At 44.7% G+C, this 12422-nt stretch carries 7 protein-coding genes; 1 reads left to right on the top strand and 6 read right to left on the bottom strand.

What is annotated here, in order from left to right:
* From L865_RS0117520 to hemC, 5 genes are all read right to left on the bottom strand, one after another.
* On the bottom strand, nt 1-4742 hold a 4742-nt coding region (locus L865_RS0117520), incomplete at its 3' end, for a retention module-containing protein (protein ID WP_028774435.1).
* A 480-nt stretch (nt 4743-5222) separates the two neighbouring features.
* Nucleotides 5223-6386, bottom strand: a complete 1164-nt coding sequence (locus tag L865_RS0117515) for a heme biosynthesis HemY N-terminal domain-containing protein (protein ID WP_028774434.1) — start codon at nt 6384-6386, stop codon at nt 5223-5225.
* Nucleotides 6383-7618 (bottom strand): uroporphyrinogen-III C-methyltransferase, encoded by a 1236-nt coding sequence (locus L865_RS0117510; protein ID WP_028774433.1) that lies wholly within the window; start codon nt 7616-7618, stop codon nt 6383-6385. Before L865_RS0117510 ends, L865_RS0117515 begins: the two co-directional genes overlap by 4 nt.
* A 56-nt stretch (nt 7619-7674) precedes the next feature.
* The gene (locus tag L865_RS0117505; protein WP_028774432.1) at nt 7675-8391 is read right to left on the bottom strand and encodes a uroporphyrinogen-III synthase; all 717 of its coding nucleotides are present in this window, start codon (nt 8389-8391) and stop codon (nt 7675-7677) included.
* Nucleotides 8392-9321, bottom strand: coding sequence for a hydroxymethylbilane synthase (gene hemC, locus L865_RS0117500; RefSeq protein WP_028774431.1), 930 nt, complete (start codon nt 9319-9321; stop codon nt 8392-8394). It abuts the gene before it with no gap.
* 200 nt (nt 9322-9521) lie between these two features.
* On the opposite strand from hemC, the gene L865_RS0117495 reads away from it, so the two are divergent.
* Entirely contained in the window at nt 9522-11939 is a 2418-nt protein-coding gene (locus L865_RS0117495; RefSeq protein WP_028774430.1) for a class I adenylate cyclase, read from the top strand.
* Between the two features lie 53 nt (nt 11940-11992).
* On the opposite strand, the gene cyaY is transcribed toward L865_RS0117495, so the two are convergent.
* The gene (gene cyaY / locus L865_RS0117490) at nt 11993-12322 is read right to left on the bottom strand and encodes an iron donor protein CyaY (protein ID WP_028774429.1); all 330 of its coding nucleotides are present in this window, start codon (nt 12320-12322) and stop codon (nt 11993-11995) included.
* Nucleotides 12323-12422: the final 100 nt, after the last annotated feature.

Genomic DNA, 12422 nt, shown 5'->3' with positions numbered 1-12422 from the left:
ACGGTACCCGATAATGTTACCATGGTGCCATTGCTGGCTTCGTCACTGTTGACTACATTGTCATCACCAATCACGATTGGGTTTAAATCTATGCTCGCTGCAATTGTGGTATCCAATACAGCTGAGTCGGTTCCTGGTGCAGAAGTGTTGCCTGATTGATCTGTGATAGTAGCAGTCACTACGATTTCAGCACCCTCTTCTGGTCTGGGGAGAGTGATGTTCACAAAACCATTGTCAATATCTACTTGTGTCAGAATCATATCTGATCCGTTCACAGTTAGCGTATCACCAGCAACTGCTCCAGTACCTCCAAGATCAATAGTGACAGCAACTTCTGTAGCATCGCCAATCTCTTGGTTGCTGATGAAAGCATCATTATTTTCATCCGTTGTAATCGTTACTTGAGGTGCGCCATCTGCCACAGGTGTGACAGTGAGTGATAAGGTGGCTGTAGCTCCGGTGTTTGTGGTGTAGGTGATGACAGGAACGGTACCATTCCAGTTAGGTTCCGGTTGGAAAGTATATGAACCATTAGAGTTAATGGTCAATTGGCCACCATTGACCGTAACAGTGGTATTAGCTGAATAGGTATTGCCTTCAACATTAAAGCTGACTACGGATAGGGTATTGTCAATATCACTATCATTGAGTAGTACATTTCCTGACCCAGTGGTATCTTCAGCAAAGGTATTGAAGTCATTTACAGCATTAGTCGGATCATCAACCGGTAGTACAGAAATGGCTAAAGTCGCAGACACACCTGTATTGGTTGTGTAAGTGACTGTAGGTACGCTACCATTCCAATCATTAGCTGGGATGAAGGTATAGCTGCCATTACTATTAATGGTTAAAGTGCCGCCTACAACTCCTATTGAGCTACCAGCAGCAAGTGTTTGACCATTAACACTAAAGGTTGCGACACTAAGTATATCGTCAACATCGTTGTCATTGCTTAGAGCATTACCTGTTGCTATACCGCCCTCATTGATCACATTGAAGTCATTGTTAAGTTGACTAGGATCATCTACAGGAGTGACCTCAATTTCTAGCGTGGCCGTAGAGCCTGTATTAGTGGTGTAGGTAATGACAGGTAAAACACCGTTCCAGTTATCATTTGGTGTAAATGTATAGCTTCCGTCCTCGTTGATAATGAGAATACCGCCTTCGAGCTGAGCCGTAGCTCCGGCAGGATAGCCTTGACCATCGACTTCAAAACCTGCAACGGTTAAATCATTATCAATATCAGAATCGTTGTCTAGAACGTTCCCAATAGCAACTGTATCTTCATCGATGGTTTGTACATCATCGGCAAGTACACTTTCGTCATCGACAGCTTCTACTTGGATGGTTAGTGTTGCAGAATATCCAGTATTGGTGGTGTAGGTGATAACAGGTAAAGCGCCGTTCCAGTTTTCATTTGGAGTAAATGTATAGCTACCATCTTCGTTAATAACTATTGAGCCGCTTTCTAGCTCTACAGTTGTACCTGCAGTGTAGCTTTGCCCATCGATTTCAAAACTGGCGACGGTGAGGTCATCATCCACATCAAAGTCATTGTCTAATACGTTGCCGGTTGCAATTGTATCTTCGTCAATTGTATTTGTGTCATTTTCTAGCACACTTGGGTCATCTACAGGGGTAACATCAAGTGTTAACGTCGCTGTAGAGCCAGTATTGGTGGTGTAAGTGATGACAGGTAAAACACCGTTCCAGTTTTCATTTGGTGTAAATGTATAGCTACCATCTTCGTTGATGATAAGTATGCCACCTGCGAGCTGAGCCGCAGCTCCAGCAGGGTAACCTTGGCCATCGACTTCAAAACCTGCAATGGTTAGGTCATTATCAACATCGGAGTCGTTGTCTAAGACATTGCCAACAGCAACAGTATCTTCATCGATGGTTTGTATGTCATCGGCAAGTACACTTTCGTCATCGACGGCTTCGACTTGGATGGTTAGCGTTGCGCTATATCCAGTATTGGTTGTGTAAGTGATAACAGGAACGTTGCCATTCCAGTTTTCGTTTGGCGTGAAGGTATAGCTACCATCTTCGTTGATAACTAAGACACCGCCCTCTAAAGTAACAGAGTCTCCGGCGTTGTATTGCTCACCATTAACTTCAAACGTTGCAACAGTGAGTACATCATCACCGTCGCTATCATTATCTAATACGTTGCCAGTTGCGATGCTGTCTTCTTCAATAACTGAAACATCGTCAATTAATACTGAGGCTAAATCGTACTCCTCAGTGGTTGTTGCGGTCCCATAAACATCGCCTGGACCATAACCATATACTACAGCGTCGACAATCGTGTCACTGTCTAAGACAAGCTCACTACCCTCTACTTGAATAGAGAAGTTGCCATTGGCGTCCATTACGGTTTGATAATTTTGACCGTTAATGGTGACGACTACGATGCCCACTCCAATGGCGGCATCGGCAGTAACCGTACCGGTTACAGTAATAAGCTGCTCGCCTTCTTCAGTCGTGATGACGTTATCACCTGTGATAGGATCTAAATCAATACTAATCGCAGTGTTACTAGGCAAATCGTTGTCAAATATCCGCAAAGTGCCTTGAGGATCCGTGAGCAATGCGTTAGTTGGATTGGTCAAGTTGATTAACGCAAACTCTGGGTTGTCGGTTTCAATAATTAAGTCATCGACAATGGGTACATTAATAAAGGCTGTGGTTTGCCCTGGCTGGAACGTTACCGTACCAGAGACATTAATGAAATCTTCACCAAATAGCGCTGTTAGCTCTTGAGAGCTGAAATCGACGGTGACAACTTCGCTACTTGGGCTGCTTAACGTTAGAGTGAAGGTGGCAAACTCCATACCTTCGATAGCGATTGCATAGTCAATGTCGATAATCGGCAAATTATTACCCGACCCGCCATCATTATCAAAGATCGCAAACTGTAGGACTTCGTCATAGAAGTTCTCGCCGGTGACATCGGCTCTAAAATACTCAGTTGGTTCTACATGAGCATCATCAAAGATTGGCACGCGGATCAGTACCGCTTCATTGCCTGCTGCTAAAGTAAAGCCAAAGATCGGGCGAGGAATTGTGCCGCTATAATCAATGGATTCAACTGTCATCGTTTGCCAAGTAATACCACCATCGTTTGAATATTCGATAGGAACGATGTAATCGTCGGCATACTCTGCAATTGGGAAACCCAGTTGCTCACTAAGTAATTCACTGGTGAAGTTAATAAATAGCTCTTGATCTTCATCAAATACCAGCTGGCTATTAAGCGCAAACTGATTAAAGCCAACATCTTCTAATACATCAGGAATATCAGCAGATAAGTGGGATTTGAACTGATCTTGCGTCGAAGAAGTTACTTCTCTAAATGCCGTCCAATCTTCAACACGATAGTCTATTGATAAGTTTTCGAGATCGTACTGATCGATGCCATCATTAAGAATGATTTCGTAGTTACCGTCACCGAGATCGACTAAGGTACCAATATCAGCAAACTCTGCGCCTAATTGGACGTTTTTAACCACGAGGTTTTCGGTGATCACCTGATGGCCAACGGCGCCGGCAAGCAGATCGTCACTTGAAAATGTAATCTTTCCATCTAATTCATTGTAATTATAGGTAATCAACCCACCTGGTACTTCAATAATATCGGCAAGACGGTCATCATGAGACCCAGGAGCACGATCGCCAGCAAGCTCATCAATGGTATCGGCAACATGCTGCATAGCAATGGTTTCGAAGATGTTTTCACCGGTTTCACTTAGCTCTGATTCGCGGGTGAAAATGATGCCTAATTCGTTGAGAACCATCGACAGCATTTCTTTACCTGCCGTCGCCAAATTTAATGGTTGACCTGTGGTAGGGTCGACATAATTTGCCAGTGCATCATGGACTGCACTGAGAATATTAATGTTGTTGGCAAATGCACTATCGGTATTAATCAAGCTATTGGTTTGCAGTACACCGTCATCAACACCGTCACTTAGATCGCTATCTAATGCTTGTAAAAAGATCGCCATATTCTCAACATAGTTGAGGTTTGAATCTGATAGCGCAGTGCCAGCAATGTCTTGTAAAAATAGGATATCACCTTGAATAACATCGGCGCTGAATTCTGCAATAATCACGCCCCCGATGGAAAAGGTGACAGTGTCTCCCGCATTGTATGCAAAGGAGCCTGCAGGGCCTAAATCTCCGGTGAAACCTGTTAAACCGGATGAAGTGGTATAGGCCACGCCGTTGACAAAGCTATCGGTAAACTGAGCAATGTTGTAGCCTACCGTATCTAGCGGGGCAGGGGCAATAGATAACGCTGCAGTGGGGGCTGCTGCATCAAAGCTAGTATCATATTGCGCTGCGGCTTGGGTTTCAGAGCCGTCTCTAGATAATGAAACGAAATCTGAACCACCTTCGTTACCTGTGGCTCCACCGGCTGCGGTATCAGGTAGCTCAGCGGTTGGGTCTTCACCAGATGCAATAAGCGCCTGTAGTTGCTCGATCTCATCAAGGGCGGCTAAATCTTCGGGTATTTCACCTAGGTCAACTTGGGCTGAGCTGGTCTCATTGCTAGAGAAAGCGCTGCCATCGTCATAAGCGATCTCTAACTGACTATCATCAGTAAAATCAATAACGGCACCCGGAACAAGTATCTCGCCTTGCTCAATAGGCCGTTGTTGACCGTTGATTGTGACTGTCGCTGTGCCGTTGACAAGTGTAACTTGTCCTTGTTTTTCAATAGTTAGAGTACTCATAGCTGCCCCCGAGCAGTGTGACCTTAAAGTGCAAATTATGTGCTATTTTAAGGATGAAATTTTACAGGTTGGCTACAAATTTTAACAATCGTATTTGCTCAAGTCAATTTTTTGACATCGCTGAAACCTAGCTGTGACGGGGGTTTGCAACTAAAGTACTACGGTATTTGGCGCTCTTTAGGTCAACCACTATATGTAGTGGTTTGGTTTTATATTTTACCTAGAGAAAAGCGAAAAAAATTACCTGAATTTGGCTCATTTTCTTCAAAATTGTTGCTTAAGATTAAAATGGGCACAGTAGGTAGCAAAAAGTCTTTCGAGTGGAAGGTGACTAAACGGTGACTGATTCAAGCATATTGGATGAATGAGAGATAAAGCTATTAATAATCAATCTATTATGTGTGATATTATTAATCTGCATAAATAATAAAACCACCTTAAAAGGTGGCTTTATTAGAACTAATTAGTCTGACAGTACGCTTAGCTGAGCGCTCTGCGGTAATTGAGGATTGCCGCATTTTGTTCACCTAAATGCTCACAAGTTTCTGCCAACAATTGCCAGCTACTACTTTGTGGATTTTGGTCACAGGCTTTTTGTAACCAAGGTTTCGCGAGGCGGTACTCTTTACTGGTTAAATAGAGCTGCGCTATACAAAGTTGGTACTCAGCATTGTCGGCAAACTTCTTTTCTAAAGCGAACAGTATTTGCCTGGTATCAACATCAGCTGCTGTGACTAACTCTGCTAGTGCGGCATAAATATCACCATGAACCGAAGCTTTTGCTTGCTTTAATAGTAGCTTTAACGCTTCAGGCTTACGATCAAACTTGGCCAAGCCACGTGCGTATATGGCGATGTACTGAGGTTGCTTTCTTGCTGCACGAGTAAGCCAATGCCACACTTTTTCTAGCTCTTGTTCATTGGTATCAATGGCATGATTAAGCATGGCTGTCTTGGTTTGCAGCGCTATCGCTTGCCACTTTTCATCAGTCAATAATTGGCGTTTCTTGAGGATAGGCAATAGCAAATTTATCGCATGCCAATCTTGTTGGCTTTGATATAGTTCGAGTGCCAGCAGTAATACAGGAGATTTGCTCTTACTTGACGGGTTTAGCTCATCTAGTATTGCGCGGGCATCGTCGAGCTTACCTTGTTGCAACAGGTAACGCATTCGCGTAGTGGCAACTGCTTTTTTAGCTGTGGGCTCTTTATCTGCTTCAAGTAAATAGTTGTCGCGCTGTTCGGTATTACCTTGGTGTTGCGCAGCCCGAGCTGCAACAAGCAAGTTGAGCGTGGGTATTTCCCCTTTCTCAGCCCCTTTGGCCATGGCTTTTTCTGCGGCAGGCCAATCTTCTTCTGCGAGTGAAAGCGCACCGTTTAATGTGTGTTTACGAGCAGCTTTTCTGCGCCAGCGCTCAGGGAGTAGACGACTGCTTAGCAGTAAGTTAACTAGAAAAACAATTACCCATTCAACCAGTTGCAATAGGGTGTAAAACACAATCGCAGCTAGAATGGCAAAAACTAAGCTGGTTTCTATTTCATAATCAGCAAAGGCAAGATACACATAGCCATTGGCGCCTGCTAAATAGGGGCTAACACACAGCCCCAGCAATATAACGACTAGATAAAACAAGGCTCTCATCATAAGGCTTTCTCCTCAATCGCAAGGAGGTTGCCATGATTGACCAATTGTTGCAGTAAAGGCGTTGACGCAAAACGATTTATGCTAGGTGTTTGTAGCTCTAAGGTCGCTAATGCATCTAATGCTGCAAGCGTTTCTTCAGTTCTCGCATCTTTAAGATTGAAATACTGAAATATCCATTGGCGCGCTAGGCGAATTGACTGTCGGTAATTCACTTCATCTTGTCTAAATAGTGCTAACTGAGATTGCAGCAGTTTGCTCTTAATATTCTCAACTAAATACCATTGCTGGTCCGGCGCTAGTAGTGGACCATGATCCGCGGTGCGTTTTCGAATCACCACAAACTCTTCAAGTAATGCTTGCCAAGAATGTGCCAGATTAGCACGCCAGTCATCGATTGAATCGGTCATTTGATCAAGGTTGTCACTGGCTGACTCATTATCTAAATCAGCACGGTTGAGCGGCAAATTATGTAGATTTTCTATCAGACTATCTATCGTAAGGGCGGTGCCGGCAACATCGGTAGATTTAACCGCACCCACGGCGCGTAAATCGGCCGCGAGGGCTTTTCTTATCAGCATCAATGCTGGGTCTTTCATCGATTCGATGCGTTCGTCCGCAGCCGTGAGCAAGCTTGCTGCAGTGCGTGGATCATTTTCAAGCCACAGTTTGTTGCCAGCCATTCGGACTAAATATTTAGCTTCTTCTGCCATCCAGTGATTAGGTGAGCGTAGTGCTAACTTCTCTACTCTTTGTTGTAACTGCTGTTGTTGGCTGTCCATCTGTTGGATGGCTTGATTACTTTGCTGTTGAGCTTGCCTAAGTTGCTGCTCTAACTGAGTAATGCGTTTGGCTGGATCGCTTAATGCGACGGTGACCTGTTGGGCGAGTTCACTGGCATAGGTTTGCTGCTTAGCTTGTTCTTGATAAAAAAAGTAGCCGCCTGCTGTCATGGCAAACGCTAATATCAGTATCAAGAATAGGTTAATAAACACCCCCCAAGAGACTCCCTGTTTAACTACCGTGGCGGGCGGTAACTCTTGAGCTGGGGCAGAATTAGCTGCGGGCTTTGCGGTTTGCTTAAGGCTATCGGTTGCAGCTGAACCTTTGGCATCAAGCTTGTCCGTGACATCAGGAGTGTCGGTTACATCAGGGGTGTGCGGAGCTTCATCGATGCTGCTTGGCACATCATTTTTGGATTCAACAACAGTACTATCTTGATCTTTATTGTCCATGTAATGATCCCTTGGAAGCAAAAAGCATTAAAAATTGGGCTTGGTAACAGAGTGAATTATAACCCTAAGGCGCCAAGTACTGCATCTTTGTTTGCGGCTTTGGCATTGGTTACCTGGCTAAAACCAGCCGCTTGTGCCTGCTGGTATACACGTATACTAGGCACTATGATATGACAAGCTTGCAGCCATGCAAACTGTTCTTTTGGGACGAGATTAATTAGATTTGCCAAAATCTCACCACTGGTGACAACAATAGTATCAACTTGATGGTGCTGCCAGTCTTTGACTAACTTGGCGCCATCTAACTTTGGGCATTGACGTTGATAGACCTGCCAGTAGCTCAGTTGAGCGCCTCTTGCGCTGAGCTGTTCGGCTAAGGTTTCTCGGCCACCTACACCTCTGACAATACATATTTTGCTGTCGGTTAATCGCTGCAGTGCCGGTAGGGTAAGTAAGCCTTCTGTTTGTTGGTTGTCACTTGGTGCTTGCTCAGCTTCAATTCCGAGTGCGGCGAGTGCATCATAGGTTGCGCCACCAACGGCAAAATAACGCGCTTGAGGGAAGTCTTCACAGAGCTGTGCCGCATAGGTCACTGCATTAGTGCTGATAAAAATAATCAGTTCAGCTTGCTTAAAGGCGCTTAATGCTTTGGCGCTATCTAGGTAAGGTTCAACGGCAAGTAGGGGCGTAGTGAAATGAGGCACACCTTTTGAGGTAAGTGCCTCAACCATCGACTGATTGCGCCCCTGCGGGCGCGTCAGTAATACGGTCATTTATTTTGCATATACCGCATCAAGAATGGTTTTAGCGCCACGGCTGAGTAGATCATCAGCTAAGGCAATACCGAGTGCTTCGGCATCAGCTTTATTCCCAGAAGTGGTGCCTTCGATAATTTGACTGCCGTCAGGATTACCCACTAAACCACGTAATGTCAGCGTGTCACCATCAATTTCTGCATAGGCACCGATAGGCACTTGGCAACCACCTTCAAGGCGTGTGTTCATTGCGCGCTCAGCGAGCACACGGTGGCGAGTTTCTGTGTGCTCAAGTGGCGCAAGTAATGCTTTAACACGCTCATCATCTACGCGGCATTCAATACCTACGGCGCCTTGTCCGTTAGCAGGTAGTGATTCTTCTGCTGAAATAAAGCTCGCGATTCTCTCTTCAAGCTTTAAGCGCTTAAGGCCGGCAGCGGCAAGAATAATGGCGTCATAATTGCCCGCATCGAGTTTAGCTAAGCGTGTACCGACGTTGCCGCGAAGATCTTTAATTTCGAGGTCAGGACGGGCAGCGCGAATTTGGCATTGGCGACGCAAGCTTGAGGTGCCAACTACAGCCCCTTGAGGCAAATCTGCAATTGTCTTGTATGTGTTAGATACAAATGCGTCGCGTGGATCTTCACGTTCGCAAATGACTTGTAAGCCTAAGCCTTCAGGGAAATCGACAGGTACATCCTTCATTGAATGCACAGCAATGTCTGCTTTGCCTTCTAGCATTGCGACTTCAAGTTCTTTAACAAATAAGCCCTTGCCGCCGACTTTCGCCAGTGGAGTATCTAAGATCACATCGCCTTTAGTGCTCATTGGCAATAATTCAACAACCAAGCCCTCATGAGCTTGCTCTAATTCCGCTTTTACAAATTCTGCTTGCCACATTGCAAGTGGACTTTTACGTGTTGCGATTCGAACGACATTTTGCGACATGCTTGATATTCCATCAAAGGCCTTAATTGCGGTAATGCTAACATTGCTTTTACGTAGATGTAAGAAAGCGGTATTAAATCTTTGAACTCCACCCAATTATTACTCATTAAAAAGTGTGATGTAGATCTCATTTGCTTGCTGTTTTTGGCCAGAGTGATAGCATTGAAAATGAGGGCGTTTTATTAAGGAGTTGCTTAACTTTGGACCGAGGCTTGCAACAAACTGAAACCGCACAACGTCTAAATAAGGTGCGTATTGCTCGAGCAGCCGCGTTACTTTCACCGCTGCAACGTCACCTGTTTAAACTTATTCCGCTGCTGTTCCATTATCATCGCGCAGGTTACCCAGGCTATAACGGCCCGATGACACCTGCAGGTATCCATCATTATCAAATAGATGAAGATACCCTTAAGGCTTGTCAAACTTTAGATTTGGTTGAGCCAGTGACTCATTTTGTCCATCAACCCGCATTGGAAGGTGTGTATTGCATGGGGAGTACTGCCAGTTTCGGGCAAAACCCCAATAGTGATATTGATGTCTGGCTGGTACACGACCGTTTATTAAGCCCGCAAGAATGCAACTTGTTACAGGAAAAGTCGCAGTTGATCTCGCAATGGTTCCTCAAGTTTGATTTTGAGGTCAACATTTACTTAGTACATCCGCAGCAGTTTACTGCTCAACAGGCCGCGCAGGGTAATCAGGCACGATTGGGGGTGGAGCACAGTGGTAGTGCCCAGCATTGGCTGCTTTTAGAAGAGTTCTATCGCAGTCATATTCATTTGGCGGGTAAAAGTGTGGCGTGGTGGCCTAAAGCGGTGGAGAGCGAACACCACCTTTTTTTAGGCGATATTTCGCAGTTGCCTGCCAATGAGTACTTTGGTGCTTCTTTATGGCAACTATATAAAGGTTTAGATAAACCCCATAAAGCCTTGCTAAAAGTATTGTTGCTCGAAGCGTACGCAAGTGACTATCCCAATACGCAATTGGTCAGCGAACAGGTATGGCAATACACGCTTGAAGGTAACTTTTCTGCGGCCAATGATAGCTATTTGTTATTGTTTGAAGCGATAGAAAATTATCTGCTTAAAAAGGGCGACATGCGTCGATTAGAAGTCGCAAGGCGTTGTTTTTATCTTAAGTGTGGTATCAGACTCATCCATGCACAGCAAGCCAAAGATTGGCGCTATCACAAGTTAGCGGCGGTAGTAAAACAGTGGCAATGGTCTGATAGCCTATTAGAAACCTTAGATGCCTGTGAGCATTGGGACTGTGGTCAGTTGCAGTGGTTCAATCAGCAACTCAATGAGTTGATGCTAGGGAGTTATCAAACGTTACTGCAATTTACTTCAACCCATAAGCTTAGTGAAAGCCTCAAAATAGCTGATTTAGGGTTACTAACGCGTAAACTGCACACCTATTTTAGTGATGATTCGCAGCAGATTATTAGTCTCAACCGACTTTGGAGCCACAGTGTGGCCGAGGCACACCTGACTTTAGTGTACGGTAGCCAAAGCAAAACCTATTTTCTGTATCGCTGCAATGGCGATCGTAAGAGCTTTATTGGTCAGCGTCCCGTGTATCAATCCCATAGTAAGGCTAAAATTTTAGTCTGGGCGACACTCAATGGCGTTGCGCATCCTAAAACCCAGTGGTTTGAATATGGCGAAAGCGAGCAACAAGGTAAGCGCTTGCAACATGCTTGTGCGAGACTGGTATCCTTTTTTGGCCAAGATAATTGGCAGGTATCTAAACTGGACTTGTGCCAACCTTGGCACTACCGCAAAGCGATTTTTCTGCTGAACTTCAACGCCGACCCAACCGAAGAGTGGACTGGGCAAGAGATCATGGTCGACTATATGAATGCGAGTGTGTTTTCTCTTGGCCGAGAAAAACGCAACCTATTGCAATCTATCGATGTGATTTGCCAAAACAGCTGGGGTGAATGGCACTGTCACCACTTTGAGGGTGACAATGCTATTTTGGTGGCGCTTGAATATATGACCCCAGGCATGAAGCGGGCGGGTAAGCAGTTATCTGTTGAAGTGATCAGTTGTTCCAAGAAATTGAAATCACAATTTGAGCGAAGCGTACGTAATTTAGCTGCTCGTGCCGTCAGGTTGAGTGAACTGGCACAAACCTCCTCAACCATGGTTTACCCACTTAAAGTAGGGCGTGCGAGCTATGGGTTATTTTTTAACTCTAAAGGGATGGAATACCAAGACTTACATGATGCTAAGGCGTTCTATCAACTACTTAGTAAACGTCAGGTACTGGAATTGCCACGGCCTAATTTAGGCAACGAACCTTTCAGTAAAATCCCTGAAATTATTCAAGATTTTGCCGCCCGAGGTGCAATACAGTACTTTTTACGTCAAGGTGACGACGGATTAGATGTGTTCATTCTGAATGAAACTAATGAGTTAGAACACTATGTGCAGGCGGGGAGCAGCATTGAGGATTTGGTAAGTCAGGTGAGCCAATATCACGCCTTTGAAGAACCAGAAAATGACAGTGAACGTTTTAACTTACCGCAGTTCTTTAAACTCGAACGTGTTGATGGCGAATTAGCTATTTTGCCCTTTGGCGTGACTGAGTCTGAGGCACAATGTAATTTTTGATAAGCTAGTTAACGCAGCGCAATCGTATTAATCACGCTACGGAACAGCTTGGTCTAGATATCGAGTTTAATGCCACCTTGGCGGAAGATTGATTCAAGCACAAATGGCATAAACTCACCGCCATTGCGCTCATCAATCCATTTACCTTCTACATAGCTAAAGTGGTAACCACCTTGTAATGTGGCAACCCATATTTGATGCAAAGGCTCTTGTTTGTTGATAACGATTTTTGACTGATCTTCAAATTCAAGCTGAAGCACATTGCCTGAGGCATCAATATCGATATCTGCATCTTGCTCATCAATGGCTAACTCAATCGCATCATCAATCGCTTTAAACATCTCATCAGCGAGTTGGTGGTATTGAGAGTCGGTCATGGCCATGTTATCTGTCCTTTAATTGGATCGTATGTATAGCGCTAATACTACCACTGTCTTGGCAGGCCTCAATTGATTTTTTATTACCAATTGCAGGGTGATATAT

Source organism: Shewanella waksmanii ATCC BAA-643, assembly GCF_000518805.1.
In the GTDB taxonomy this organism is placed as follows: domain Bacteria; phylum Pseudomonadota; class Gammaproteobacteria; order Enterobacterales; family Shewanellaceae; genus Shewanella; species Shewanella waksmanii.
Note: the sequence above shows the minus strand (reverse complement) of the source record. Positions and strands in the feature narration are given on the sequence as shown.

Coding starts and splice junctions, on each gene's coding strand:
- L865_RS0117510 (WP_028774433.1), bottom strand. CDS start 7,618: ATGGACAATAAAGATCAAGATAGTACTGTTGTTGAATCCAAAAATGAT.
- L865_RS0117515 (WP_028774434.1), bottom strand. CDS start 6,386: ATGATGAGAGCCTTGTTTTATCTAGTCGTTATATTGCTGGGGCTGTGT.
- cyaY (WP_028774429.1), bottom strand. CDS start 12,322: ATGGCCATGACCGACTCTCAATACCACCAACTCGCTGATGAGATGTTT.
- hemC (WP_028774431.1), bottom strand. CDS start 9,321: ATGTCGCAAAATGTCGTTCGAATCGCAACACGTAAAAGTCCACTTGCA.
- L865_RS0117505 (WP_028774432.1), bottom strand. CDS start 8,391: ATGACCGTATTACTGACGCGCCCGCAGGGGCGCAATCAGTCGATGGTT.